25 protein-coding genes, 1 tRNA gene, 1 pseudogene and 1 riboswitch are annotated in these 26,462 nt (G+C 69.2%); of the genes and pseudogenes, 11 read left to right on the top strand and 16 right to left on the bottom strand.

Translation table 11 applies throughout. The annotated features are described in order from the left end of the window. The coding region (locus ACYUD3_RS38420) for a winged helix-turn-helix transcriptional regulator (protein WP_470981122.1) at positions 1-501 on the bottom strand (501 nt) is incomplete at its 3' end. 56 nt (positions 502-557) lie between these two features. Between ACYUD3_RS38420 and ACYUD3_RS38415 the strand changes: the two genes are divergently transcribed. Further along, positions 558-1,634 carry a Gfo/Idh/MocA family protein gene (locus ACYUD3_RS38415; RefSeq protein ID WP_470981119.1) on the top strand — a complete coding sequence of 359 codons (1,077 nt, stop codon included), beginning with the start codon at positions 558-560 and terminating at the stop codon, positions 1,632-1,634. Then, complete coding sequence (locus ACYUD3_RS38410; protein ID WP_470981116.1) at positions 1,631-2,110, top strand: heme-degrading domain-containing protein; 480 nt, start codon at positions 1,631-1,633, stop codon at positions 2,108-2,110. Before ACYUD3_RS38415 ends, ACYUD3_RS38410 begins: the two co-directional genes overlap by 4 nt. 5 nt (positions 2,111-2,115) lie before the next feature. Here ACYUD3_RS38410 and ACYUD3_RS38405 read toward each other — a convergent pair whose 3' ends face one another. From ACYUD3_RS38405 to ACYUD3_RS38390, 4 genes are all read right to left on the bottom strand, one after another. Further along, a complete protein-coding gene (locus ACYUD3_RS38405) occupies positions 2,116-2,970 on the bottom strand; it encodes a fumarylacetoacetate hydrolase family protein (protein ID WP_470981113.1) in 855 nt (284 codons plus the stop codon). Between the two features lie 99 nt (positions 2,971-3,069). Further along, positions 3,070-3,795 (bottom strand): YidC/Oxa1 family membrane protein insertase, encoded by a 726-nt coding sequence (locus tag ACYUD3_RS38400; protein ID WP_470981110.1) that lies wholly within the window; start codon positions 3,793-3,795, stop codon positions 3,070-3,072. Positions 3,796-3,929: 134 nt separating this feature from the next. After that, positions 3,930-4,244 (bottom strand): DUF6412 domain-containing protein, encoded by a 315-nt coding sequence (locus ACYUD3_RS38395; protein ID WP_470981107.1) that lies wholly within the window; start codon positions 4,242-4,244, stop codon positions 3,930-3,932. A gap of 194 nt (positions 4,245-4,438) precedes the next feature. After that, positions 4,439-5,140: a class E sortase gene (locus tag ACYUD3_RS38390; protein WP_470981104.1), complete on the bottom strand. Its 702-nt coding sequence runs from the start codon at positions 5,138-5,140 to the stop codon at positions 4,439-4,441. Between the two features lie 258 nt (positions 5,141-5,398). Here ACYUD3_RS38390 and ACYUD3_RS38385 point away from each other — a divergent pair, with 258 nt between their 5' ends. Both ACYUD3_RS38385 and ACYUD3_RS38380 read left to right on the top strand, forming a co-directional pair. After that, positions 5,399-6,871 carry a glycoside hydrolase gene (locus tag ACYUD3_RS38385; protein ID WP_470981101.1) on the top strand — a complete coding sequence of 491 codons (1,473 nt, stop codon included), beginning with the start codon at positions 5,399-5,401 and terminating at the stop codon, positions 6,869-6,871. A gap of 156 nt (positions 6,872-7,027) precedes the next feature. Beyond that, complete coding sequence (locus ACYUD3_RS38380) at positions 7,028-8,047, top strand: hypothetical protein (RefSeq protein ID WP_470981098.1); 1,020 nt, start codon at positions 7,028-7,030, stop codon at positions 8,045-8,047. A gap of 59 nt (positions 8,048-8,106) precedes the next feature. Here the strand turns inward: ACYUD3_RS38380 and ACYUD3_RS38375 are convergent, their stop codons facing one another. Then, the gene (locus tag ACYUD3_RS38375) at positions 8,107-9,489 is read right to left on the bottom strand and encodes an HNH endonuclease signature motif containing protein (protein ID WP_470981095.1); all 1,383 of its coding nucleotides are present in this window, start codon (positions 9,487-9,489) and stop codon (positions 8,107-8,109) included. 161 nt (positions 9,490-9,650) lie between these two features. Here ACYUD3_RS38375 and ACYUD3_RS38370 point away from each other — a divergent pair. After that, positions 9,651-11,891: pseudogene (locus tag ACYUD3_RS38370) on the top strand (DUF3427 domain-containing protein); the annotation flags it as partial. A 4-nt stretch (positions 11,892-11,895) separates the two neighbouring features. Here ACYUD3_RS38370 and ACYUD3_RS38365 read toward each other — a convergent pair. Next, positions 11,896-12,642 (bottom strand): alpha/beta fold hydrolase, encoded by a 747-nt coding sequence (locus ACYUD3_RS38365; RefSeq protein WP_470981092.1) that lies wholly within the window; start codon positions 12,640-12,642, stop codon positions 11,896-11,898. 399 nt (positions 12,643-13,041) lie between these two features. On the opposite strand from ACYUD3_RS38365, the gene ACYUD3_RS38360 reads away from it, so the two are divergent. Next, entirely contained in the window at positions 13,042-14,562 is a 1,521-nt protein-coding gene (locus ACYUD3_RS38360; RefSeq protein WP_470981090.1) for an alginate lyase family protein, read from the top strand. Here the strand turns inward: ACYUD3_RS38360 and ACYUD3_RS38355 are convergent. The 5 genes from ACYUD3_RS38355 to ACYUD3_RS38335 all read right to left on the bottom strand — a co-directional run bounded on the left by ACYUD3_RS38355 (position 14,532) and on the right by ACYUD3_RS38335 (position 19,633). Next, positions 14,532-15,860 (bottom strand): DUF445 domain-containing protein, encoded by a 1,329-nt coding sequence (locus tag ACYUD3_RS38355; protein ID WP_470981128.1) that lies wholly within the window; start codon positions 15,858-15,860, stop codon positions 14,532-14,534. The two genes, ACYUD3_RS38360 and ACYUD3_RS38355, sit on opposite strands and share 31 nt — an antisense overlap. A 116-nt stretch (positions 15,861-15,976) precedes the next feature. Then, a complete protein-coding gene (locus tag ACYUD3_RS38350) occupies positions 15,977-16,849 on the bottom strand; it encodes a DUF1707 SHOCT-like domain-containing protein (protein WP_470981087.1) in 873 nt (290 codons plus the stop codon). A 134-nt stretch (positions 16,850-16,983) separates the two neighbouring features. Continuing rightward, entirely contained in the window at positions 16,984-17,991 is a 1,008-nt protein-coding gene (locus tag ACYUD3_RS38345; protein WP_470981084.1) for an ABC transporter ATP-binding protein, read from the bottom strand. A gap of 3 nt (positions 17,992-17,994) precedes the next feature. Further along, positions 17,995-18,765 carry an ABC transporter permease gene (locus ACYUD3_RS38340; RefSeq protein ID WP_470981081.1) on the bottom strand — a complete coding sequence of 257 codons (771 nt, stop codon included), beginning with the start codon at positions 18,763-18,765 and terminating at the stop codon, positions 17,995-17,997. A 67-nt stretch (positions 18,766-18,832) separates the two neighbouring features. Then, positions 18,833-19,633 carry an ABC transporter permease gene (locus tag ACYUD3_RS38335; protein ID WP_470981078.1) on the bottom strand — a complete coding sequence of 267 codons (801 nt, stop codon included), beginning with the start codon at positions 19,631-19,633 and terminating at the stop codon, positions 18,833-18,835. Positions 19,634-19,909: 276 nt separating this feature from the next. Between ACYUD3_RS38335 and ACYUD3_RS38330 the strand changes: the two genes are divergently transcribed. Further along, on the top strand, positions 19,910-22,333 hold the full coding sequence (locus ACYUD3_RS38330; RefSeq protein ID WP_470981076.1) for a transglycosylase domain-containing protein: 2,424 nt from the start codon (positions 19,910-19,912) through the stop codon (positions 22,331-22,333). Positions 22,334-22,366: 33 nt separating this feature from the next. Here the strand turns inward: ACYUD3_RS38330 and sugE are convergent, their stop codons facing one another. The 3 genes from sugE to ACYUD3_RS38315 all read right to left on the bottom strand — a co-directional run bounded on the left by sugE (position 22,367) and on the right by ACYUD3_RS38315 (position 23,586). Further along, a complete protein-coding gene (gene sugE, locus ACYUD3_RS38325; protein WP_470981074.1) occupies positions 22,367-22,687 on the bottom strand; it encodes a quaternary ammonium compound efflux SMR transporter SugE in 321 nt (106 codons plus the stop codon). 32 nt (positions 22,688-22,719) lie between these two features. Continuing rightward, a riboswitch (guanidine-III (ykkC-III) riboswitch) is annotated at positions 22,720-22,802 on the bottom strand. Between the two features lie 52 nt (positions 22,803-22,854). Continuing rightward, complete coding sequence (locus ACYUD3_RS38320; RefSeq protein ID WP_125517739.1) at positions 22,855-23,157, bottom strand: GroES family chaperonin; 303 nt, start codon at positions 23,155-23,157, stop codon at positions 22,855-22,857. A 90-nt stretch (positions 23,158-23,247) separates the two neighbouring features. Beyond that, a complete protein-coding gene (locus ACYUD3_RS38315; RefSeq protein WP_470981071.1) occupies positions 23,248-23,586 on the bottom strand; it encodes a DUF3618 domain-containing protein in 339 nt (112 codons plus the stop codon). Between the two features lie 123 nt (positions 23,587-23,709). Here ACYUD3_RS38315 and bcp point away from each other — a divergent pair, with 123 nt between their 5' ends. The 4 genes from bcp (at position 23,710) to ACYUD3_RS38295 (ending at position 25,707) form a co-directional block, all read left to right on the top strand. Further along, on the top strand, positions 23,710-24,177 hold the full coding sequence (gene bcp, locus ACYUD3_RS38310; RefSeq protein ID WP_470981068.1) for a thioredoxin-dependent thiol peroxidase: 468 nt from the start codon (positions 23,710-23,712) through the stop codon (positions 24,175-24,177). A 138-nt stretch (positions 24,178-24,315) separates the two neighbouring features. After that, positions 24,316-24,948, top strand: a complete 633-nt coding sequence (locus tag ACYUD3_RS38305) for an HNH endonuclease signature motif containing protein (RefSeq protein WP_470981125.1) — start codon at positions 24,316-24,318, stop codon at positions 24,946-24,948. Next, positions 24,945-25,622 (top strand): HNH endonuclease, encoded by a 678-nt coding sequence (locus ACYUD3_RS38300; RefSeq protein WP_470981065.1) that lies wholly within the window; start codon positions 24,945-24,947, stop codon positions 25,620-25,622. The genes ACYUD3_RS38305 and ACYUD3_RS38300 overlap by 4 nt, the downstream gene beginning before the upstream one ends. Before the next feature lie 9 nt (positions 25,623-25,631). Further along, positions 25,632-25,707 (top strand) — tRNA-Leu (locus ACYUD3_RS38295). A gap of 43 nt (positions 25,708-25,750) precedes the next feature. Here the strand turns inward: ACYUD3_RS38295 and rdgB are convergent. Beyond that, entirely contained in the window at positions 25,751-26,353 is a 603-nt protein-coding gene (gene rdgB / locus ACYUD3_RS38290) for an RdgB/HAM1 family non-canonical purine NTP pyrophosphatase (RefSeq protein WP_470981062.1), read from the bottom strand. Between the last annotated feature and the right edge of the window lie 109 nt (positions 26,354-26,462).

Raw genomic sequence — 26,462 nt, 5'->3', positions numbered from 1 at the left:
ACCCCCCACACCCCCCACCCCACAAATCCCCCCCACCTCCCGAACCACCCCCGCAACAACCTCCCCCGCCCCCGCCCCCAAATCCACCTCAACCCGCCGCTCCCCCACAACCCTCCCATCCAGCCGCACAAGCACCACCCGCAACTCGTCCCGATCGAGATGCACCCCCACCGCATGCCCCGCATCAGGCACCAACCGCAGGACGGTACGAGGCTTGCCACCGGTGGAAGCCCGATGGCCGGCCTCCGTCGCCAGCCCCTCCTCCCGCAACCGAGCAGTGATCTTGCTGACCGCCTGCGGAGTGAGCCCGGTCCGGTCGGCGAGTTCGAGGCGGCTGATGCCGGCCGGACCGGCCGCCCGCAGCAGATCGAGCACGAGCGCGGCATTGTGCCCGCGCAACGCGAGGAGATTGGCGCCGCCCAACGCAGGCGCGCCGGCGGAAACACCCCCGCCCGCCGGCGCGGAAGGAGACACACGGCCGAGTCCACTGGTCCTGTTCACGCCACCATTCTCCCGCCCGCTTGCACTTTGGCAACAGCGTTGCGAAAGTGGAGAGCATGAGTACTGGTGCTGCGAACCCCCTCCGCGTGGGCCTGGTCGGCTACGGCCTCGCGGGCTCCGTCTTCCACGCCCCGCTGATCGCCGCCACCGAGGGGATGACCCTCGACACGGTCGTCACGGCGAACCCGCAGCGGCAGGCGCAGGCGCGCGCCGCGCACCCGGGCGCGCGGGTCGTGGCGAGCGCCGACGAGCTGCTCGCACGCGCCGCCGACCTGGATCTGCTGGTGATCGCCTCCCCGAACCGGACGCATGTCGCGCTCGCGACCGCCGCCCTGGACGCGGGGCTCCCGGCCGTCGTCGACAAGCCGGTCGCGGGCACGGCGGAGGAGGCCCGCGCGCTGGCGGCCCTGGCCGAGGAGCGCGGACTGCTGCTGTCCGTCTTCCAGAACCGGCGCTGGGACAACGACTTCCTCACCCTCCAGAAGCTGCTGGCCGAGGGCGAGTTGGGGGACGTCTGGCGGTTCGAGTCCCGCTTCGAGCGCTGGCGCCCGGAGCCGAAGGGCGGCTGGCGCGAGTCCGGCGATCCGGCAGAGATCGGAGGTCTGCTGTACGACCTCGGCAGTCACGTCGTCGACCAGGCGCTGGTGCTGTTCGGCCCGGCCGTGTCGGTGTACGCCGAGGCCGACGTACGCCGTCCGGGCGCGGAGGTGGACGACGACACGTTCATCGCGATCACCCACGCGAGCGGCGTCCGCTCACACCTGTACGCCTCCGCGACGACCGCCCAACTCGGCCCGCGTTTCAGGGTGTTGGGCTCGAAGGCGGGCTATGTGAAGTACGGCCTCGACCCGCAGGAGGCGGCGTTGCGCGAGGGAGTGCGGCCCGGGCCCGGCTGGGGCGTCGAGCCCGAGGAGCTGTGGGGGCGGCTCGGCGCCGGGGAGTCGCCGGTGAGCGGCGGCGGCGCGGCCGTACCGACGCTGCCCGGGGACTACCCGGCGTACTACGCGGCGATCGCGCGGGCGCTGGCCGGCGACGGGCCGAACCCGGTGACGGCCGGCGAGGCCGCCGCCGCTCTGGACGTGCTGGAGGCGGCCCGCCGTTCGGCGCGCGACGCGGTGGCGGTGAACCTGTGACGACCACCCCCGAAATCACCCCGAGCATCGCCGAGTTGGAGGCGCAGGAACGCCGCCTGGTCTTCCGGCGGTTCACCTACGACGACGCCTGGGCGCTCGGTTCGCTGCTGGTCGGGCTGGCCCGGGAGCGGCAGGCGCCCGTCGCCATCGACATCCACCGCGCGGGCCAGCAGCTCTTCCACGCCGCGCTGCCCGGCTCGGCCCCCGACAACGACGCCTGGATCGCCCGCAAGCGGCGGGTCGTCGAGCGGTACGGCTGTGCGTCGTACCTGGTGGGGACGCGGTTCCGGGCCAAGGGGACGACGTTCGAGGAGTCGTCCCGGCTCGATCCGGACCGGTACGCCGCCCACGGCGGGTCGTTCCCGATCACCGTCGAGGGGGCCGGGGTGATCGGGGCGGTGACGGTGTCGGGGCTGCCGCAGCTGGCGGACCACCGGTTCGTGGTCGAGGCGCTGGAGAACTACCTTGATCTGTAAGGCACTCAGGCGTCCTTGAACTCCTGCCGCTGGCTCCCGAGGCCCTCGATCTCCAGCTCCACGACGTCCCCGGCCCGCAGATAGGGCTTGGGCTCGGGCATCCCCAGCGCGACCCCGGCGGGCGTACCGGTGTTGATGACGTCCCCGGGGTAGAGGGTCATGAACTGGCTTACGTAGCGCACGACTTCGCCGACGGGGAAGATCTGCTCGGCGGTCGTGCCGTCCTGCCGCAGCTCGCCGTTGACCCACAGCCGCAGCCCGAGCGTCTGCGGGTCGGGCACCTCGTCGGCGGTCACCAGCCACGGCCCCAGCGGGTTGAACGTCTCGCAGTTCTTCCCCTTGTCCCAGGTCCCGCCCCGCTCGATCTGGAACTCCCGCTCGGACACGTCGTGCGAGATCGCGTACCCGCCGACATGGGCGAGCCCGTCGGCGGCGGACTCCAGATAGCGGGCGGTACGGCCGATGACGACCGCCAGCTCGACCTCCCAGTCGGTCTTCACCGACCCGCGCGGCACGAGCACGGTGTCCTGCGGGCCGACGACCGTGTCCGGCGCCTTGAAGAAGACGACCGGCTCGGCGGGCGGCTCGGCACCGGTCTCCCGGGCGTGGTCGTGGTAGTTGAGCCCGATGCATACGATCTTCCCGATCCGCCCGAGCGGCGGACCGACCCTCAAGTCGGCGTCCAGCTCCGGGAGTTGACCTCCGTCGGCGGCCTCCCGCAGCCGCGCGAGCGCCGCGCCGTCCGCGAGCAGCGCGCCGTCGATGTCACCGACGACCCCCGAGAGATCCCGCAGGGTCCCCTCCGCGTCGAGCAGCGCGGGCCGCTCCGCGCCCGCCGTACCGACTCGCAACAGCTTCATGACTTCTCCCGGCTCCGGATGTTCCCGCTATTCATCGGATGTCTCCTGATCCTCCAGCCTCACGATTCACTCGGCAAGACCCCGTTCACGTACTGGACCTCAGCTGTGGAGCAGCGCCCGCTCGGCGGTCCCCCAGGCGGTGCTGGTCACGATGTACAGCGCGGCGGCCAGCGGTACGACGGCCACGCTGACCAGCGTGAAGTACGACATGAACGGCATCGCCTTCAGCACGGCCCCGATCCCGGGCACCTCCTGCCCGCCCCCGCTCCCGCCCGCGCCCCCGGCCGGCGCGTTCTGGGTCATCGACCGCCTGCTCAGCCGGTAGCCGCCCGTCGCCACCACCGCGACCAGGGCGAACAGGCCGAGGTAGACGAGTCCGGCCGCCCCGAACAGCCCGCCGTCCCCGAGGGCGTCGGCCCAGCGCGCCCCCAGCGGGGCGGCGAACAGCCGGTGCCCCAGCAGGCCGTTGGCCTCGCCGCCCAGCGTCGGGCTGGAGAAGAGGTGGTACAGCGCGAAGAACACGGGCAGTTGCAGCAGGCTCGGCAGGCAGCCCGCCAGCGGGGACACCTTCTCCCGCGCATGCAGCTCCCGCACCGCCCGCTGGAACCGCTCGGGGTCCTCGCCGTGCTCCTCCCGCAGCTCGGCGATCCTCGGCTGCAACGCCGTCCGCGCCTTCTGCCCGCGCACCGCCGCCCGGGACAGCGGGTGGACGAGCAGTCGTACGAGAGCGGTGAGCAGGACGATCGCGGCAGCCGCGGCCGACGCGTGGAACAGCGGTGCGAGCAGGTCGGCGAACCGCTCGACGAAGGTTGCGAGGACGGACATGGGTGAGGAGCCCTCCGGGGGTCTCGTCGTGCCGGTGTGGTCGGCAACCGCGCTGTCTGGGAGCAGCGCTGACGGCATGACGACCCGCGTGCGGCACACGTGTCCTGAGCTGGTGACCCGGGCGGGGGCGCGCCTTACGCGGACGTCGTCCGGAGGGCGCGGCCTGGGGCTCGGGGCCGGGGGCGGCCCGAGGCATCGGGGTCACGCTGAGCGAGGAAGGCCGTACGTCGGGCCCGGTCGCGTATCGCCGTACGCACCCGGGTCGGGGGCACGGCCGGGGCGGAGCGGGCGGCGGCGAGGCGGCACAGGGCGAAGGCGCTGCCGGCCGCCGCGGCTAGGGCGAGGGCCGCGGAGAGGGGGCCGGAGTCGACCATGACGGCGCCGAGGAGGAGGACGGAGAGCAGGGCTGCGCGGCGGACGGTGAACTGGAATCGGTCGCCGCGGTTCATGGCCTCCCCCCTCTCTTGCGTGGTCCGGCGTCGCCGATGCCGACTGGACCTGGCCCGCCTTGTCGCTCTGTCGCTTTGGACGGACCGCTGGTCGGCGGCCCGTACTTCGATGACGAACGGGCCCGAGCCGGAGTTCCCGCCGCCGGAGAACTTTTTTCCCGCCGCTCCCTCCAGGCCGCCGGGCGGGTCTCCGGTCACCGCCCCCGCACCGCCACCAACACCCCCCACACCACCAGCCGGTACCGCGAGGTGTACTCCGGCGTGCAGGTCGTGAGGGTGAGGTAGGCGGCGGGGGCGGCGTACCCGTAGGCGGGGTGGGCGAGGGAGCGGGGCACCGGGCGCAGGACGCCGGAGTCGTGGGCGGAGGTCTGCGGGAGGACCTGGCCGACGGCGTAGGTGTAGACCGCGTCGGCCGTCTCGACGCGGACGGTGTCCCGCGGCCGGAGCCGGTCGAGGCGGCGGAAGGGCTCGCCGTGGGTGTTGCGGTGCCCGGCGAGCGCGAAGTTGCCCTGCTGGCCGGGCTGTTGGGTGCCGGGGTAGTGCCCGGCGTACCCCTTGTCGAGGACGTCCCGCTTGCCGACCCCTTCGGCGACGGGGACGCGGAGGGAGAGGCGGGGGACGACGAGGACGGCGTACGGATGGGAGTCGGGGACGGCCATCCGGCCCGAACTGACGTACCCCCCGGCCGAGTTGCCGGGACCGGCCGCCTGGCCGTCCAATTCCCCCTGCCCCTGCCCCGGTTGCCCCCATTCCCTTTCCAGGGACCGGACTTGGCGTTCGGAGGCGCGGTGGGTGTCCCAATTGGTCCACCAGAGCTGGTGGATGACGAGGAGGAGGACCAATACGCCTGCGGTGACGAGGAGTTCGGCGGTGGTCCAGAGGAAACGGCGTGGCACGCGGGCGGGCACCTCCGAAGGCCGGGGTGGGCACCGTAGAGGACGGGCGGCGAGGCCGCCAGAGCCGTACGCGGGGTGACTGCCGTTCGTCCGGCCGAACCCTTTTTCCATAGGTTTGTGAAAGGGGTGTCATAACTCTCGACAAACCGCGGGACACGCCTGATGCTTCCTGTCACACCCCACACAGGGCCGGCGGGGACGACCGGCCCGCACCCCCACGTCGACCCCCGGCCGACGCCCATTCGAAGCGGAGTTGCCATGATCCGACGCAGAACCCTGCTGGCCGCCACGGGAGGCGCGTTCCTCGGCACCGCACTGGCCGCCGGCACGGCCCACGCCGACGCGACGATCGCCTTCGGCCCCTCCACCTCGTACGGCACCTGGGAGGGCTGGGGCACGTCGCTGGCCTGGTGGGCGAACGTCTTCGGCAACCGGACCGACTTCGCGGACGCGTTCTTCACCACCAACTCCGTGACGTACAACAGCACTTCGCTGCCGGGCCTCGGGCTGAACATCGCCCGCTACAACCTGGGCGCGTGCAGTTCGAACTCGGTGAGCGGCGAGAGCATGGTCGCGTCCGCCAACATCCCCGCGTTCAAGCAGATCGAGGGGTACTGGCAGGACTGGACGAGCGAGGACCCGACGTCGTCGTCCTGGAAGTGGACGGCGGACGCGACGCAGCGGTCCATGCTGACGAAGGCGGTGGCGCGCGGCGCGACGACCGAGCTGTTCGCCAACTCGCCGATGTGGTGGATGTGTTCGAACCACAACCCGTCCGGCGCGGCCGACGGCGGCAACAACCTCCAGACCTGGAACTACCGCCAACACGCCTCGCATCTGGCGGCAGTTGCCCTGTACGCCAAGAACAACTGGGGCGTGAACTTCTCGACGGTCGAGGCCTTCAACGAGCCGTCGGCGTCCTGGTGGAAGGCCAACGGCACCCAGGAGGGCTGCCGCATGGACTCCACCGTCCAGACCGCCGTACTCCCCTACCTGCGCAGCGAGTTGAACAGCCGCGGGCTGACCGGCGTGAAGATCGCGGCGAGCGACGAGAACACCTACGACACGGCGCGCAGCACCTGGGCCGCGTTCTCGTCGACGACCAAGGGGTACGTCGACCAGGTCAACGTCCACGGCTACCAGGGCTCCGGCGGCCGAAGGGACCTGCTGTACACGGACGTTGTGACCACCTCCGGCAAGAAGCTGTGGAACTCCGAGACCGGCGACAGCGACGGCACCGGCCTCACCATGGCGAGCAACCTCCTCACCGACTTCCGCTGGCTGCACCCGACGGCGTGGGTGTACTGGCAGGTCATGGACCCGTCGGCGGGCTGGGCGATGATCACGTACGACGCGAGCACGCTGGCCGCCGGCGCCGTGCAGCCGAAGTACTACGTCATGGCCCAGTTCAGCCGGCACATCCGGCCGGGGATGACGATCATCGACACGGGGGCGGACAACGCGGTCGCCGCGTACGACCGGTCGGCGCGGCGGCTGGTGATCGTCGCCGCGAACACGGCGAGCTCCGCGCAGACGCTGACGTTCGATCTGTCGGCGTTCACGACGGTGGCGGGGGGTTCCGGGGGGCTGGTGCCGCGGTGGAACACGGTCACCACGGGGGGTGACATGTACAAGGCTTACTCGGACACGTTCGTGAGCTCGAAGAAGGTGGCGGTGTCGTTCGCGGCGAAGTCGGTGCAGACGTTGCAGATCGATGGGGTGGTGGCGTAAGGGCGTAGAGGGGTAGAGGTTGCGGGGAGGGTCGGCCGCCGGAGTCGGCCGGGGCCGGGGCGTCGTAGGCGTACCGGGCGGTCTCCCTCCCCTGGCCCCCTCCCCCGGCCTGGGGATTTCCCCCCTTTGTCAGTGGCGGGCAGTACGGTGTCGTGCATGCGCCCCGACACGCCTGCCGAGAACGTCGACCACACCGCCGAAGCCGCCCGCCTGGAACGGACCGCCGGTCTGTATCCGGAGGACGCGGAGCCGTTGCTGTTGCAGGCCGCGGCCCATCTGGAGCTGGCGGCCGACCGCCCGCGCGCGACCGCCCTCTACGACCGCCTGCTGGCCGCTCCCGAGCGGCTGGACTCCCCGCAGCTGGTGCGCGCGCTGAAGGCGGCGAACCTGTGGGAGTACGGCCATGAGGCCGAGGCCCGCGCCATCATCGACGGCATCCGTACGACCGCCCCGCGCGACCCGGCGCCCTGGGTGATCGTCGCGGAGGCCCTGGAGGCGCACGACGAGCTGGAGCAGGCCGAGGAGACGTTCACCGAGGGCGCGCGGCTGCTGCTGACGGGCGTCGAGCGGCCGTCGTACGCCACGCATCCGCTGCTGTTCGGCCGTCACCGGGTGCGGCGGATGCTGGGGGCGGGGCACGACGAGTGGGACGCGCTGGCCGACACCGTGAACTCCGCGCCGGTCTCCCTGGACGAGCTGCACGATCCCAAGCGGGTCTGGTCCCTGGGCTCCGAGAATCCGGCGGAGCTGGCGGCGGAGATCTCGCGGCTGCGGGCGGAGCTGGGCGCGTACCGCGAGGCGCTGTCCCGGCCGTTCCCGGTGGCGGTGCTGCACTGGCCGGAGGGGGAGCTGGGGGAGCTGCTGGCGGCGTATCCGGCTCTGGCGGAGGAATACCCCTCCCACGCCGCCCACTTGGCGACCATAGAGTCCTCCCTCCGCGAACTCGCCGCTTCCGGGACGGCGAATCTCGGCATCGTGACCGGGACCGTTCCGTCGTACGAGGCGTTCGCCGCGTCCGAGGGGGGGTCGCCGGCGGAGGGGGCGTTGTTGCCGCAGTATGCGACGACGTTGGCCGCGCGGGGGCGGGCGGTGGGGTGGCCGCCGGGGTGGGGGGAGGGGTGTTGGTGTGGGGCGGGGGGGTTGTATGGGGAGTGTCATGGGGCGGACCGAGACTGACGCTTAGCTAGGTCGATCCGGTGTCCGGTGCCGGATCGACCTAGGTTTTAGCGCGAGCTTCATTTCATTTGCTTGTGCAGCCGCTTAGCTTCGATGCGAAGCTTCTTCTCCAATTCGCGGCGGTTCTTTCCGCGCGTCTTGAGGGCATGACAGTTGGGGCAGAGAGCGATCATGTACTCCGGAGTGTCCTGACCTGTACGAGCCAGCCCGTTTACGTGATCCACGTCCAGAATGGGCAAGTTATTCGTGGTGAGCTCAAGGGGGTGGCCAAGGCAGCCAGGGTTTTCGCAGCGGCCTTCGCTGCGTACGATCACTGCCGCGCGCGCAGCAGCCGATCGGAAGTACTTCTCGATCATCTCTTTCTTGGACGGCTTATCGCGGCCGGCTTGTGCTTTACGGGCAGCTTCAGTCAATTGCCGGTACCGATCTTTGGGACTGACCTTCTTCTTACCCGCTGCCTGCTCTGCCCCAAGCGGGACAATCTCGCCAGTGAGATCATGGACAAGCTTGTCGTCTTCTCCGAGAGCCTCAAGAACGTTAGGAGGCCACGACTCGCGCGCGGGTGAAGGGACCGGGGCAAGAACCCACACGTACTCTCGGCGCCACTTCTTGTCTTCGCCCTCCCCCCATCGCCGATGACAGTCAACGATGACGACCCACGCTTCGAAGGACCAATTCCCCCTATACGGCCGATGCCAGTACCGAAGAGCCCTCTCCTCTTTCTGGTACTTCTGCATGGACTTGTTGCCGCTCTTCATTTCCTGATCGCCGCGCAGGCCATCGCCAACGTAGGAAATAAATCCCGTATCCAGCATGTGATGGTCTGCGTAAGGGCCATCTTCGTCTGAGTAGACCGTAAGGATTCCGTCGGCGAGCGGGGTGATCCCTGCGACGCCGTTTCCGCTATAGACATCCTTGATGGCGGTTCGGCTGTCATACACCTCGCCAATGAACGGGCGCAGGAAAGAGCTGAGTTGCTCGACCGAATGTTCTGGTAGCTCTAGAGCTACCAGGAGCGGGCCGGCTTCGTCGATGAAGAAACGCACGATGAGGTTACCGATGGCTTGGAGCGCCAACTCTCGGTCGTCGGCCAGCAGGTCATACTCCTGCTGCGGCAACCCCGCGAGAGAGTCCGCCAGTTCCAGCTCGACGAGTGTCAGTGATCCCGTCTCGGCCCCAGCAACCTCCCACAGCCCCCGCCCGCGAAGAGTGCGGAGCGACTTCATGAGGTCCCGCTCGCTCTCGGTACCTGCGAACTCCTGAAGGAGAGGCATTACTTGCTGCTTGACCGCGGACCAAGGTTGTTGCCGCTGACGGCCGTGTAGCGCCTGTGTGACGTTCCAGATCGCAAGCAGCGGGAGGCGGAGCGGTACGTCGCCCGTCGAGTCCTCCTCGGGGCGCAGCCGTCCGATCCGCTCAAGAAAGTCCTGCCTGTCCGTCATCGCACCCTCCACCTTCGACCGCTTGTGTGACTATCAGATCAGACGCCACTGACAACGCCCCCTGAAGAACGCCACGAGCAGCCGCGGAGCCGCCTCCAGCATCGACGAGCGCTGCGGTTAACTGGTCGTGCCGCACCGAGCGTTCGAGGGGGACGCTCGACGCCCGAGCAGGAGGAAAAGTGTCGGAAGACATCCCCGGGGCCAGCCTTTCCGGACGTAAGGTTCACCCTTATCCCCACCAGAAAGACATGCTGGAGCGGCTACGCATCGAGCGGGAGCTTCGGAACAACCACGAAAACCTCCTAGTCGCAGCCACGGGCACTGGCAAGACGGTCATGGCCGCACTGGACTACCTCGACCTATGTGACCGGCAAGGGGGAAAACTTCCCCGACTCCTCTTCGTAGCCCATCGAAAAGAGATCCTGAAGCAGTCACTCCGTAAGTACCAAGAGGTCCTCGGCGACGCTTCTTTCGGTGAGTTGCTCCACAGCGGAGAAGAGCCCAGCGACTGGGATCACGTATTCGCCAGCGTCCAGTCGCTCAACCTTCAGCGACTGGAACAGCTTGCGCCTGAAAACTTCGACATCATTGTGATCGACGAGTTCCATCACGCTACGGCGAACACCTACCGCCGAGTCCTTCACCACTTCAAGCCGGCCGAACTTCTTGGCCTCACGGCTACCCCAGAGCGAATGGACGGGCACAACGTACAGGACGAGTTCTTCGATGGCCGGATCGCAGCTGAGATGCGACTCTGGGAGGCCCTCGAAGCCGACCTGCTCTGCCCGTTCCACTACTTCGGCATCCCGGACGGAACCAACCTCTCGCAAGTGAAGTGGAAGTCGGGCGCCTACTACCGTGATGAGCTCAGCCATATCCTTGCGGCCAACACCGACCGAGCCTCACTTGTCATCAAGCAGGTAAGGGAGAAAGTCGCCGACCCTGCGACCATGCGCGCTCTGGGCTTCTGCGTAACCAAGAAGCATGCGCACTTCATGGCCCAGCAGTTCAACGCGGTAGGGATTCGTGCCGCAGCACTCGACAGTGAATCGCCCTCCGCTGAACGAGAGCAAACGCTAGCGGACTTGAAGGCCGGAAGAGTTCAAGTCATCTTCTCCGTCGACCTGTTCAATGAAGGTCTGGACATCCCCGACGTCGATACGCTACTCCTGCTCCGCCCCACGAACAGCGCGACCATCTTCCTTCAGCAGCTGGGACGCGGACTGCGTCGCACCGCAAACAAGTCAGTGCTGAAAGTCCTGGACTTTATTGGTCAGCATCGGGCAGAGTTCCGATTCGAGAATCAGTTCCGCGCCCTGACCAACCTGTCCCGTAAGCGCCTCATCGACAACATTGAACGGGACTTCCCGCACCCGTCCGACTGCAAGATCACCCTGGAGGGAAAATCCAAGGAGCTGATCCTCGATAACATTCGCACTCAGATCAACGCCACCATCACGACGTTGGCAATAGAGATCAACGCCTACAACACCCCCCGGCTGGTGCCATATCTCCAGGAGAGCGGGCGAGACATCGAGGAGTTGTACAAGAACAGAAACTCCTGGACCAATTCACTCCGGAAGGCCGGCGTCATCAAGGATGCTCCGCTGCCCGGCGAAGAGGCGCTCCTTAAGCGCGTCCATGCCTTCCTTCACGTGGATGACCCGGAGCGCGCCAACGCTTACCTTCGTTTCCTCTCCGACAGTGCCCCCGATTACGACGCACTGTCCCCAGCCGATCAATCCTACGGCCGCATGCTTTTCTTTAACTTGTGGGACAAAGCAGGTGGCTTCACTAGTTACCGCGAGGGGTTGGCGTCACTGCGCGTCCAGTGGCTGTTCCGAGATGAGCTCCGGCAAGTCCTGTCGTACGTTCTCGATCGCGCGGACCATTTCCCCATCTCAACGAGCGGCCCTTTCAGCCGTCTTCCACTAAAGGTTCATAGCGCATACAATCGCTCGGAGATCCTCGCTGCGCTTAATGTGGCACGTTTGGGCGGTCAGCTGCCCGGGGACTTTTCGCAAGGGGTTACCTGGGCGGAGGATTTCAAGAGTGATGCCTTGCTGATCACGTTGGAGAAAGACGAACGAGAATTCTCCCCCACCGTCCGCTATAAGGACTACGCCATCAGCCCGACCGAGTTTCACTGGGAGTCGCAGAGCATCACGCCAGAAAGCTCTCGGACTGGCCTGCGTTACCAAAACCATGCCAAGGAAGGCAGCCACATCCTGCTCTTCCTGCGCCGTTACAAGAAAAACCCTATCGGTAAGTCCGAGCCATGGATGTTCTTGGGGCCAGCCAGCTACGTCGAGCACACCGGCAGCAAACCTATGGCTATCACGTGGGATCTCTCATACGAACTCCCAGCTGACGTCAGTACTTACGCCACGATCAAGAGCTAGCCCCTCACTCAAGTAGCCCGTCAACAAACCCCGCGATCACCTCATACAGCTCCCCCGCCCGATCCAGATGCACGTCATGCCCGGCCTCAGAAACAACCATCACCCGAGTCCGGGCAGGCCGCCGTGTCAGCATCTCGGCTGCCTCCCCCGCCGGCATCGTCCCGCGACCGCCCCGCACCACCAGCGCCGGACACTCCACCCGCCCCCACTCCTCCCAGCGGTCGCGGAGGGTCAGGGATTTGGCTGCGGCGATCATCATGGGGCGGGACGGCGGGAGGTGCGGGGCGTATGGGGACGGGGTGTGGTCCAGCCAGTCGGCTATGGATGCCGGGAGGGTGGGGGCCGCTTTCGCCGGGCCCGCCTCTATCAGGATCAGGGCCTCCGCCAGCGCCGGGTTCGCCGCCGCCGTCAGGAGAGCCGTCACTCCTCCCATTGACTGGCCTACCAGGATTGCTCGGGTAACTCCCAGCTCGTTCAAGAGCGTTGACGCGTCTCTCGCTGCCGATTCGCGGGTCATGTCCGGTGGGGTGGGGGTGCTGTGGCCGTGGGCAGGTGCGTCGTAGCGGATCACTCGGTGGTTCGTCTTCAGGAGGCGGGACGTCAGATCGTCCCATTCGCCCATGTGGCCGGCCAGGCCGTGAAGGAGGAGGAAAGGGGGGCCGGCGGGCGCGGTACGAGGGGACTCGTCACGGTAGGCGATCCGGGTGCCCTCAGGGGTGATCATCGTGCGGAATCGTCCGTCGCCGTCCATGGGGTCAGTCTGGCTTGGCCCGGCGGGGCTTGCGGAGGCCTTTTCGGCGGGGGGTGCGCGGGGCCTTTGTACGGGAGCTTTCCGGCGGGCCGACGGCGGAGACTTCGCACGGCGGACCTGCGCAGGCCCCTTCCGACAGCCCCGCAGGGGCTCCGCACGACGGACCTGTGCGGGCCCCTCTCCGGCGGCCCCGCAGAGACTCCGTACGACGGCCCCGCGTGGGCCCCCACCCCACGCACCCCAACCACCCCCCACCCCGCACGGCCCAGCCCAACCCCACCCCACACAGCCCTCGCCACCCCCACCCAAACTCCCCAACCACCCCCTCCAAAGCCCCCGCCCCTCCCCCAAGCCCCCCACTTTTCGTTATCCCCCCACCCCCACCCCGTCCCCACCCCCATGCACCTCACCCGCAGAACCCTCCTCAAAGCCACCACCCTCACCACCGCGACCCTCGCCACCACCCCCACCCTCCCCACCCCAGCCACAGCCGCGACCACGTACACCCACCCCGGCCTCCTCCACACCCACCCCGACCTCACCCGCATGGCCACCAAGGTCAAGGCCAACTCGGCCCCCTACAAAGCCGGTTACGACAGACTCGCCGCCAACCGGCACTCCCAGACCGACTGGACCCCCCGCCCCCAGGAAACCGTCTACCGAGGCGCCGGCTCCCCGCAGAACTACACGCTCCTCTACAACGACCTCCACGCGGCCTACCAGAACGCCCTGCGCCACCACATCACCGGCGAGGAGGCGCACGCCGCGACCGCGGTCGCGATCCTCAACTCCTGGTCGGCCACCCTCACTTCACTGCAAGGCTCCGCCGACCGCTTCCTCGCCGCCGGACTCTACGGCTACCAGGCCGCGAACGCCGCCGAACTGGTCCGCGACCACCCGGAGTTCGAGCTGGAACGCTTCCAGCACCTGCTCCGGAATGTCTTCGCACCCCTCAGCGACAGCTTCCTGGTCAAGCACAACGACGCCGTCGTCACCAACTACTGGCCCAACTGGGACCTGACGGCGATGACCTGCGTCCTGGCCACCGGCATCTTCTGCGACGACACCGCCCAAGTCGCCCGCGCCGTCGACTACTTCAAGAACGGCGCCGGGCTCGGCGCGCTCCGCAACGCCATCCCCGTCGTACGCGAGGACGGCCTCGCCGAATGGCTGGAGGCCGGCCGCGACCAGGGGCACAGCCTCCTCGGTGTCGGACTGATGGGCACGTTCTGCGAGATGGCCTGGAACCAGGGCATCGACCTGTACGGCCACGACGACAACCGCTTCCTCAAGGGCGCCCAGTACGTCGCCAAGTGGTGCCTCGGCGAAGCGGTCCCCTACACCGCCAACACCCGCCGCAAGGGCGCGGTCAACGGCTGGTCCGGCTCCGAGACGGCCACCGCCGCGGCCGGCGTCGACCCGAACATGACCCGCCCGGTCTGGGCGATGATCGCCAACCACTACACCAAGCGGCGCGGCCTCGACGCCTCCTACGTCACCCGCATCGCCGCGAAGGCGGCCCCCGAGGGCGGCGGCGGGGACTACGGCCCCAACAGCGGCGGCTACGACCAACTCGGCTTCGGCACCCTGGCGTTCACCCGAGACCGGGCCATCGTCACCGCCGGCTCCCCACAATCCCAGGGCTCCCCCGCCGCCCCGTCCGCCTCCCCCTCGGCCGACGCCGGCCCGCAGACCGGCACAGAAACCACCCCCTCCGACAAACCCGACCTCGCCGCCACCGGCTCCTCCGAGAACCTCCTCCCCTGGGCCACCGCCACCGCCCTGGCCACCCTCGCCGGCGGCTTCCTCCTCCTACGACGCCGTACGCAGCCCACGCAGCCCCAGCACCGGCCCCCCTACTCCCCCGACGCCTCGACCCCCCACCCCCCTCAAGCCCCCAGCACCCGGGACACCGAATAGATGACCACCCCCGCCAGCGCCCCCACCACCGTCCCGTTGATCCGGATGAACTGAAGATCCCGCCCGATGTGCGCCTCGATCTTCCGCGTCGTGTGCTCCGCGTCCCAGCCCGCGACGGTGTCCGTGATGAGCGAGGTGATCTCGTCGCGGTACGTCGTCACGACGTGCACGGCCGCCCCCTCGACCCACCCGTCCACCTTCTGCTGCACCCCGGGCTCCACGGCCATCCGTGCCCCGAGCGACAGCAGCGACGCCCGCACCCGCAGCCGCAGCTCACTGCGCTCGTCCTCGGCGGCGGCGACGATCATGGAGCGGACGGCGGTCCAGGCGGACGCGATGAGGTCCTGGACCTCGCCCCGGCCGAGCACCTCGCCCTTGAGCCGCTCCACCCGCGCGCGGACGTCCGTGTCGGACTGGAGGTCGGCGGCGAAGTCGGCGAGGAAGCGGTCGAGGGCCCCGCGCGCGGGATGCGCGGGCATGTCCCGCATCTCGGCGCAGAAGCGCAGCAGCTCCTTGTAGACGCGCTCACCGATGCGCTTGTCGACGAACCGGGGCGTCCAGCCGGGCGCCCCGCCCTCGACGGCGTCCATGACGGAGTCCCCGTGCAGCACCAGCCAGTCGTACGCGCGGGCGACGATCAGGTCCACCGCGCGCTTGTGGCCGCCGTCGGCGACGACCTTCTCCAGCATCTTGCCTATGCCGGGAGCGATCTCCTGGGCGTTCGCGCGGCGCGTGATCGCCTCCCCTACGACCGCCTGGACGTCGGAGTCACGCAGGACCGCAAGAGCGCCGCGCAGGGCGGTGGCGAGTTCGGCGGTGACCCGGTCGGCGTTCTGCGGTTCGGCGAGCCACGTGCCGAGCCGGCTGCCGATGCCCACGGCGCGCAGGCGCTGGCGTACGACGTCCTCGGAGAGGAAGTTCTCGCCGACGAACTCGCCGAGCGACACGCCCAGGGCGTCCTTCTTGGTGGGGATGATCGCCGTGTGCGGGATGGGCAGGCCCAAGGGGTGGCGGAAAAGGGCGGTGACCGCGAACCAGTCGGCCAGCGCGCCGACCATCCCGGCCTCGGCCGCCGCCGCGACGTACTCCGCCCACGCGCCCGCGCCCTGATGCCCGGCCCACTTCGCGAGGACATAGACGACGGCCACGAAGAGCAGCAGCGCGGTCGCGGTGAGCTTCATCCGCCGCACACCTTGCCGACGCTCCTCATCGGCAGGCGTGAAAGCGGTCATCGTGCGGTACGACGGGGTCGTCCCCCCTGTATCCACTTCCCGTACATCCCGTTCGCGGCGTTCCATCGGCTCCACCCGGTCGGTGATCTCCTCCCCATTGTCCCTTCTTGCCCTGCTCATGGAACGGGAGAGGTTCCGGGAGGGTTCCCGGCCGGCCGGGAGGTCACTCGCGAGGGTGATCCTCAGTCCTCACGGCGGTCCCGATGCCCCCGGCGATCCCGGTGGTCCCAGCGGTCCCCGTGCTCCCTGCGCTCCCGCTCACGCCGCTCCCCCGGCTCCCCCAGCAGATCCCGCAGCACGTCATGCGCCCGATGCCCCTCCAGCGCCCGCCGCTCCCCGCCGGTGCCCAGCAGATCGTCGACGACCCTCCGCCGCGCCGCCTTCCGCTCCAGCTTCTCCTGCCGCAGCGCCGCCCGGGTCTTCTTCCGCTCGACACTCACCCCGCCCCAGAACGCGAACCCGCTGACCACCACCCGGGGCGCGCCCGGCGCAGCCACCGTCCCGCCGTCGGGGTGCTCGAACCCGCCCATGATCCCGATGCCCTTGACGACGACCTCGACCCCCGGCGGGACGATCACCTCGAGCCCGCCCATGATCGCCACACAGTTGATCTCGACCTCGCCGGCCGAGAAGTCCGCCTCCCGCAGATCGATCTCGCCGCCGCCCCAGAACGCGACGCAGTTCATCCGCCGGGGCACCAGCCAGCGCCCCTTGCGCTGGAACCCGGACATCACGGCGACGGCCCACCCCGGCGAACCGTCCCCGCCGCCGACCACCTGGCCCGTCCAACTCCCGTCCTCGGCCGGCTCCTTGACGAAACTCACCGGAGTCGCCGGACGCGCGGCGACCGGCGGCACCGGCACCCCGCCCGGCGTCGGCAGATCCCGCGTGATCGGGGCCAACTCCCCGTACGTACGCGCCTTGTAGGTCGCCTCCAGCCGTTCCTCGAACTCCTCCATGTCGAGCCGGCCCTCCGCGAGGGCGTCCCGCAGGACCTCGGCGACACGTTCTCGATCGGCGTCCGAAGCGCGCAGTTCCGGGGCATCGTCGGTCATACGGCCAGCCTACGAGCATCGGCCGCCGGACACTACGCGGCACCGCCCCCGACTCCGACGCCCGCCCCTTTAACAACCGGCATGGTTCCCGGGCCCGGAACCGACATGGTTCCCGCACCCGCCGAACGACCCCCTCACTCCCCCGCCCTCCCCGCATACATCCGCGCGATCACCGCCTCGATGTCCGGCTCCCGCACCGACAGATCCACCAGCGGACACTCCGCCGCGATCCGCGCGACGAGCGGCGCCGCCGACTCCCCCGCCGGGAACGCCAGCCACTGCCGGGGCCCCTCGACCCGTACGACCCGGGCGGCAGACCCCAACTCCAGTGCGGGCAGCTCCCGTTCGAGGTCGACGACGAGGATGCGCTCGCTCTCGCCCGCCGCGTGCAGCCCGGCGAGCGGACCGTCGTACATCATGCGGCCGTGGTCGATCACCATCACCCGGCGGCACAACTGCTCGATGTCCTGGAGGTCATGGGTGGTGAGCAGGACCGTCGTCCCGCTCTCGGTGTTCAACTCCCGCAGGAACTCGCGGACTTTGGCCTTGGAGACGACGTCCAGGCCGATCGTCGGTTCGTCGAGGTACAGCACCTCGGGGTCGTGCAGCAGCGCCGCCGCGATGTCGCCGCGCATCCGCTGACCCAAGGAGAGTTGGCGTACGGGACGCTCCAACAGGTCGGTCAGGCCGAGGAGTTGGACCAGGCGGTCCAGGTTCTCGGCGTAACGGGCGTCCGGGATGCGGTACATGCGGTGCATCAGGCGGTAGGAGTCGATCAGCGGGAGGTCCCACCACAGGGTCGTACGCTGGCCGAACACCACCCCGATCCGGTGTGCCAGGCGCGTGCGTTCACGGGCGGGGTCGATGCCCGCTACCCGCAGGCGGCCGGCGGTGGGCATCAGGATTCCCGTGAGCATCTTGATCGTCGTCGACTTCCCCGCGCCGTTCGGGCCGATGTACCCGACCATCTCGCCGCGCGCGACGGTGAACGACAGCGAGTCCACCGCCCGCACCCGCGACCGCTCCCGCCTGAGGAAACCGGTCCTCTTGCGCACGTCGAAGACCTTCTCGACGCCCTCGACCTCGATGAACGCGCCGTCACGCCCTTCACCGAAGCCACCCTCATCGACAAACGCACCCATGCCTCAGCTCCCTGTGCTCCGATACGACCGCAGCCCCGCCCGCCACGCCACCCCCGCCAGCACCGCGCACACCCCCGCCACCAACGGCGACGCCCAGGCCGCCCACCCCGGCAGCCCCAGCGGATACGGCCGCCCCAACACATGAGCGGCGGGCACCCAGTTGACGAAAGCGATCGGGAAGACGAACGTCACCCCCCGCACCAGCTCCCTGCCGAACACCGTCGGCGGGAACTGGAGCATCGTCTGGCCGCCGTACGTGAACGCGCTCTCCACCTCCGCCGCGTCCTGCGCGACGAACTGGAACGCCCCGCCCACGACCAGCACGGACGAGAAGATCACCCCGCCGGACAGCAGCGTCACCGCGATCAGCGCGGCTCTCGGGAGCGTCCAGTCGACGGCGGTCAGCCCGTACGACAGGACCAGCCCGCCCTGGAGGATCCGGGCCAGCCGGCGCAGCGCGAACCGGTCGGCGGCGACCTGGGCGAGCACCGGCGCCGGGCGCACCAGCAGGGTGTCGAGGGAGCCGTCGCGCACGCGGGTGCCGATCCTGCTGACCGAGCCCAGCGCCAGGTCCGCGAGGCCGAACGCGGTCGCCGACAGCCCGTACAGCAGCGCGACCTCGGGCAGACTCCAGCCGCCGAGGGTGTCCACCTGCGAGAACATCAGCAGGATCGAGACGAAGTCGAGGCCGGTCAGCAGCAGCCCGCTCACCAGCGTCAGCACGAAGGACGTCCGGTAGGCGAGGGTCGAGCGCACCCACATCCCGGCGATCATCCGATATGCCCGCAGCCCCTCGGCCGGCCGCCTGAAAAGCCCTCCGGGGAGCCTCCCGTACAACCCCTCACCCACCCTGGACCACCACCCTCCGCACCGCCACCGCCATCAGCCCCCGCCCCACCACGAGCAGCACCACCGCCCACACCGCCTGGAACCCCAGCACCGACCCCGCCGACGCCTCCCCCAGCAGCAGATCCGCCGGCATCTGGAGCTGCGCCGCCCACGGCAGCACCCGTACGACCTCCCCCAGCGCCGCCGGGAACGCGTTGAGCGGCAGCGCCATCCCCGAGCAGAACATCCCCGTGATCATCATCACCTGGAGCGCGCCGGTCCCGTCCAGCAGCCAGAAGCCGCTGAGCGCGAAGAGGAAGCGGATGCCGAAGCTCACCACGGCCGCGAGGACGAGCGAGCAGAGGAAGAGCAGCCAGCGGACGGGGTCGTCCGGCAGCCGCATGGGAAACAGCAGGCCGCCGGCCAGGAACGGGACCACACCCCGGCCCAGCAGCTGGAACCCGGCCCGCCCCAGGTCGCTCGCGAGCCACCACAGCTGGAGGTCGGCCGGGCGGTACAGGTCGACGGCGACCGCGCCGGTGCGGACGCGCTCCATCAGCTCGCCCTCGATGCCGCCGCCCTGGAGCGCGAGCGTGGCGTAGAGGGCCTGGCCGAGCCAGACGTACGTGACCGCCTGGGCCTGGTCATATCCGCCGAGATGTGGCTTGATGTCCCAGAGCGCCAGATACGTATAGACAAGGATGAGGCCGAAAACGGTGTTGGTGAACACCCCCGCGGCCGTGGCCACCCGGTAGGTCGCGTACCTTCGGAAACCCCCGGCCGCGACAGCCGCGTACAACCGCGCCGAACCCACGGCAACCGCTCCCCGTCTCCCGCCGAAACCCGCAAAAAGCGCCGAAGCGCAGGAGCCTAGTGCGCGGCCCCGGCGGCCTGCCACGCGTTTTCGTGACCTTCGCGTGGCCGAACACCGGGAACGATTCGCGCGGCGCGGGAGTCTTCAGTTCAGGGGCAGGCGGTAAAAGCGGGAAAATCGGTGCGGCGCGCACCGCCGCGCACAAGCGGCGTGACGCCGTACCGAAACACGTCACACGGCAAGAGCACCAGGCACGCACAGGAGTCCGAGCAACAGATGAGCGACGAGCCTCAGCCGCAGCGCCCCGAGGGACGGGCACCGAGAGAGGCCTCGGGCGACGCCCCGGGCGCCCCGGCGGTCCCGGACGCCCCGGAGGGCGGCAAGAAGCGCAAGCGCACGGGGTGGCGCCGGCTGATCCCCACGTGGCGGATCACGCTCGGCCTCTTCGTCGTGGGCGTGCTCGCCCTGGCCGGCCTGTTCTACCTCGGCTACTCGATGGTGAAGATCCCCCCGGCCAACGCGCTGGCCACGAAGCAGTCCAACCTGTACCTGTACGCCGACGGCACCGAGATCGCCCGTGACGGCGAGGTCAACCGGGAGAACGTCACCCTCGCGCAGGTCTCCAAGGACGCGCAGCACGCGGTGCTGGCCGCCGAGGACCGCGACTTCTACACCGAGTCCGCCGTCGACCCCAAGGCGATGCTCCGCGCCGGCTGGAACACCGCGACGGGCAAGGGCAAGCAGTCCGGCTCGACCATCACGCAGCAGTACGTGAAGAACTACTACCTCGCGCAGGAGCAGACGGTCTCCCGCAAGGTGAAGGAGTTCTTCATCTCCATCAAGCTCGACCAGGAGCAGAGCAAGGACAAGATCCTGGAGGGCTACCTCAACACCAGCTACTTCGGCCGCAACGCCTACGGCCTCCAGGCCGCCGCCCAGGCCTACTACGGCGTCGACGCCGTCGCCCTCACCCCCGGCCAGGGCGCCTACCTCGCCGCCCTGCTGAACGCGCCGAGCGAGTACGACGTCATCGCGCACCCCGAGAACAAGCAGGCCGCCCTGGCGCGCTGGAACTACGTCCTCGACGGCATGGTCAAGAAGGGCTGGCTGGAGGAGTCCAAGCGGGCCGGGATCACGTTCCCGACCCCGCTGGAGTCCAGCGGCGCGTCCACCGGGATGTCCGGTCAGCGCGGCTACATCGTCACCGCCATAAAGGACTACCTGAAGGACAACAAGATCCTCACCGACGACCAGCTGGACGCGGGCGGCTACCGCATCACGACCACGCTGGTGAAGTCGCGGCAGGACGCGTTCGTCAAGGCCGTGGACGACAACCTGATGAGCAAGCTCGACAAGAAGAACCGCAAGGTCGACAACTACGTCCGCGCGGGCGGCGCCTCCGTCGACCCGAAGACGGGCAAGGTCGTCGCCATGTACGGCGGCATCGACTACATCAAGCAGTACACGAACAACGCCACCCGCCAGGACTTCCAGGTCGGCTCGACCTTCAAGCCGTTCGTCTTCACCTCGGCGGTCGACAACGGCTCGCAGACCCAGGACGGCCGCGCGATCACCCCGAACACCCTCTACGACGGCACCAACAAGCGCCCCGTCCAGGGCTGGAACGGCGGCACGTACGCGCCGGAGAACGAGGACCAGACCTCGTACGGCAACATCACCGTCCGCCAGGCCACCGACAAGTCCGTCAACGCGGTGTACGCGCAGATGGCCGTCGACGTCGGCTCCGACAAGGTCAAGAGCACCGCGATCGCCCTCGGCCTGCCCTCCACCACCCCCGAGCTGACCGCGTCCCCGTCCATCGCCCTCGGCGTCGCGACGGCCAGCGTCCTCGACATGGCGGAGGCCTACGCGACCCTCGCCAACCACGGCAAGCACGGCACATACACGCTGATCGACAAGATCACGAAGGACGGCAGGACGGACATCGAGCTGCCCGCGCAGAAGACGGTCCAGGCCGTCAGCCGCCAGGCCGCCGACACCACCACCGCCGTCCTCCAGAGCGTCGTCGAGAACGGCACCGCCACCGCCGCCCAGGCCGCCGACCGCCCCGCCGCCGGCAAGACCGGCACCGCCGAGGAGGACCAGGCCGCCTGGTTCGCCGGCTACACCCCGGACCTCGCGACGGTCGTCGCCGTCATGGGCCAGGACCCCGAGACGGCCGCCCACAAGTCCCTGTACGGCGCCATGGGCCTCGCCCGCGTCAACGGCGGCGGCGCGCCCACCGAGATCTGGGCCCAGTACACCAAGGCCGCCCTCAAGGGCACCCCGGCCAGCGACTTCGACCTGACCCTCCAGGACGGCGCCGACGCCGTCGAGACCCCGCCCTCGGAGCCCGCCGACACCGCCACCACCCCCGACCAGGGCACCACCCCCACGGACGGCACCACCGACCAGGGCCAGACCCAGGGCCAGACGCAGGGCACGACGGCCGGGAACACGCCCGGTACGACGACCTCGGGGACGACCGGGACGACGTCCAGCGGGACGACGACTTCGGGGACGACCGGGACGACGTCGTCGGGGACGTCGTCCGGGACGTCCGCCGGGGACACCTCCGCGGGGACGAGCAGCGGGACGTCGTCGGGGGACACCTCGGCCGGGACGTCGGCCGGGGACACGTCCGCCGGGACGTCGAGTTCCGCGGGGACGTCGGCCGGGGGCGGGACACCGGGCACCTAAGGGTCGTAGGGGCCCTAGGTCCCCTAGGGGGTCTCAGTGACCCGAGGTCGCCTTCAGCCCCACGACGGCGATCAGCAGCAGTGAGACGAAGAAGACGCGGGCGGCGGTGACCGGCTCTCCCAGCACCGCCATCCCCACCACCGCCGCCCCGGCGGCCCCGATCCCGACCCACACGCCGTAAGCGGTGCCGATGGGAAGGGACTTGGCGGCGTACGACAGCAGCAGCATGCTGGTGACGATGCCGGCGCCGGTGAGGAGACTGGGGACGAGCCGGGTGAAGCCGTCGGTGTACTTGAGACCGACCGACCAGGCGACTTCGAGCAGACCGGCGACGACGAGCAGGACCCAGGACATGGGGCACCTCCGGAGCAGGACTCGGAAACGGGGGTGCGTCGTCTTCGCCTGGTGCTGTCACGGGGTCCCGGTACGGCGCGTCTCGTCGGGCGGACTCCTTCGAAGGTAGCAAAGAAACGACAAAGAGGGCTGGTGACCGTAGTCACCAGCCCTCTTCTGCCGTCGATTCAGAGATACAGGCCGGTGGAGTCCTCGGACCCCTCGAAGCGGTCGGCGGCGACGGCGTGCAGATCACGCTCGCGCATCAGCACGTACGCCACCCCGCGCACCTCGACCTCGGCACGGTCCTCGGGGTCGTACAGGACCCGGTCGCCCGGCTCGACGGTACGGACGTTCTGCCCGACCGCGACGACCTCCGCCCACGCCAGCCGGCGGCCGACGGCCGCGGTGGCCGGGATGAGGATGCCACCGCCGGACCGCCGCTCGCCCTCACTGGTGTCCTGCCGTACCAGCACCCGGTCGTGCAGCATCCGGATCGGAAGCTTGTCGTGCTGCTCGTTACTTTTGCCGCTCACGCCTTGTAAACCTACCCGCCTTCACGCGCGCCGTGTGCCCCCGGGTCAGTCCTTGCGGCGCCGGGTGCTCGCGATCAGCAGGCCCACGACGCCGACGGCCAGGAGGGCGACGGGGACGATGCGTTCGACGCGGGGGGCGCCGGTGTCGTCGGTGAATTTGGCCGTCACGTCGGTGACGACGCGGTTGACCTGGACGTACGCGCGTCCCAGGGTGTGATCGACGTTGGCGACGACCTTGGCCTTGGCGTCGCCGACGATCGTCTTGGGGTGCACGCGCACCCCGATCTCGTCGAGCGTCTCGGCCAGCGTTTCGCGACGGCGCCTGATGTCCGCCTCGATCTGCGCCGGTGTTCTCGTGTCCGGCGTGTCCGCAGTGTCCGCCACCGTTCGGCCTCCGAAGTGAAGCTGATGCGTTGTTGGGGGGTCTTGTTCCGCACAGTCTGTCAGCTTCTCGCCGCGGCGCACGGCCGGGGCCGCCGCGTCCGGGGGTACGGATACGCTGGCCGGATGAGCGAGCGACTCCAGCCCGGTGACCCGGCCCCCGCCTTCACCCTCCCCGACGCCGACGGCAACGAGGTGTCCCTGGCGGACCACAAGGGCCGCAAGGTCATCGTCTACTTCTACCCGGCGGCCCTGACGCCCGGCTGCACCAAGCAGGCCTGCGACTTCACCGACAACCTGGAACTCCTCGCCGGCGCCGGCTACGACGTCCTGGGCATCTCCCCCGACCAGCCCGCGAAACTCGCCAAGTTCCGCGAGCAGGAGTCCCTGGGCGTGACCCTCCTGGCCGACCCCGACAAGCAGGTCCTGGAGGCGTACGGCGCGTACGGCGAGAAGAAGCTGTACGGCAAGACGGTCGTCGGCGTCATCCGCTCCACGGTCGTCGTGGACGAGGAGGGCAAGGTCGAACGGGCCCTGTACAACGTGAAGGCGACGGGGCACGTGGCGAAGATCATCAGGGACCTCGGCATCTGAGTCCTCCGTACACCGGCTTCATCGGCCCGCACCGGTTTCCCCTGGTGCGGGCCGATTTACGTTCCGGGCGTGACTGTCGGGGCGGAGGGTCGTTGTTCCGTTCGAGAAGCGAACATTCGGCCTTTTGTGGGGGTGTCTGTGGGGAGCAGTGCGTACAGCAGGGAGCGGTTGGAGGAGGCGGCGAGGGGGGCTCGGACGCTTGTGGAGGCTTGTGAGAGGTTGGGGGTGGATACGAGGAGTTCCGCACGGAGTTACGTCCGGCAGCGGATGAAGAAGCTGGGCGTGGACATCTCCCACTTCGAGCCGAGCGGCGTGAAGTGGACGAGAGAAGTCCTGACAGAGGCTGTGGCGGCTTCGACGAGCATGTGCGAGGTGCTGAGGTGCTTGGGCATGGAAGTCGTCGGCGGCCAGCACAGCCACATCAGCCGCCGCATCAAGGCGTACGGCATTGACACCTCGCACTTCCAGACTCCGGGCCGACAGAGCAGAGCCCGCCGGGCTCCTGAGGAAATCCTGGTCAAGGATGTGTCTGCCGGCGCCAGGCGAATCCCCAGCAGCCGCCTGAAGCGCATGTTGCGCGAGGTGGGCATGGCGGAGCAGTGCGCCGAGTGCGGCAACGAGGGGGTGTGGCTCGGCGAACCGCTGCCCTTGGAGGTCGATCACATCGACGGCGACTGGCGGAACAACAGCATCGGGAATCTGCGGCTGCTGTGCCCCAACTGCCACTCGACGACGGACACTTACCGCGGTCGGGGCAGGAGCGACTCGTGAGCGGCGTTCAATACACCAAGGAGCGCTTGCTCGAAGCGGCGACTCGCTGCTCCGACATGCACGAGGTCGTCGCCTTCCTCGGCGCCAGGCCCTACGGGAACCTGCACCGGTATCTGTACAAGCGTTTCGAGCACTTCGGTATCGACGTCTCGCACTTCCGACACCTTGGCAGGCTCACCAAGCGGCGCACGAAGCCGGGGCGAGACGCCTTGCGTGCGGCGGTCGAGTCGTCTACCTCGATCGCCGAGGTACTGGCCCGCCTCGGGCGCCCCGGCAACGGCAGCCAGCGCGCGATGCTGCGTGAGTGGATCGCCCAGGAGCACCTGTCGACAGCACACTTCCTCGGCCAGGGTCATCGGCTCGGGAAGCCCAGCGCCAACCCGCGCAAGCGGCCGGAGCAGATCTTGGTGCGGCACGAAGGGAAATCCCGCACCCGAACCCCACAACTGCGCCGCGCACTTCGCGAAGTGGGCGTGCCCGAGGTCTGCGACGGCTGCGGCGTCAGTCCTCAGTGGCTCGGCAAGCCCATGACCCTGGAGGTCGACCACATCAGCGGGGACTGGAGCGACGACCGGCAGGAGAATCTGCGGTTGTTGTGCCCCAACTGCCATGCGATCACGAGTACGTGGTGCAGAGGAGGCGACAAGCGGCAACTACTTGCCAGGCACCGGTAAGATGCATGTGGGGCCGTAGCCCAACTAGGCAGGAGGCACCACTTTTAGGTAGTGGACAGTGCGAGTTCGAATCTCGTCGGCCCCACGCTCAGGGCGCGGCCCCGCACAGGGTGCCGCGCCCTCCTGTCTCACCCCACCAACTCCCGCACCACCGGCACCAGTGCCCTGAACGCCTCCCCCCGATGACTGATCGCGTTCTTCTCCGCCGCCGTCAGTTCCGCGCACGTCCTGCTCTCCCCCTCCGGCTGGAGGATCGGGTCGTAGCCGAAGCCGCCGGTGCCGGTCGGGGTGTGGCGGAGTACGCCCCTCAGGCGGCCCTCGACCACCCGTTCCGTGCCGTCCGGCAACGCGAGCGCTGCCGCGCAGGCGAAGTGGGCTGAGCGGTGGGCGTCGTCGATGTCCGCCAGCTGGGCCAGGAGGAGTTCGAGGTTGGCCTTGTCGTCGCCGTGACGGCCGGACCAGCGGGCGGAGAAGATGCCGGGGGCGCCGTTGAGGACATCGACGCAGAGGCCGGAGTCGTCGGCGACCGCCGGCAGACCCGTCGCCCGCGCCAGGGCGTGCGCCTTCAGCAGCGCGTTCTCGGCGAAGGTGACGCCGGTCTCCTTCACATCGGGGACGTCGGGGTAGGCGTCGGCGCCCACCAGCTCGTGCGGCAGCCCGGCGGCGGCGAGGATCGCCCTCAGCTCGGTGATTTTGCCGGCGTTACGGGTGGCGAGGATCAAGCGGGTCATGGGGCCCAGTATCCCTAGGGGGCGTCCCGGTCGGGGACCGGCCCTAGGAGCTGTCCGGCGGATCATGTGACTGTCGGCTTGGCTGCTCGTTGGTCTTGGCATGGGGCGG

The organism is Streptomyces sp. AMJ-169, from assembly GCF_055597585.1.
This window is presented reverse-complemented; position numbering and strand designations above follow the sequence as displayed.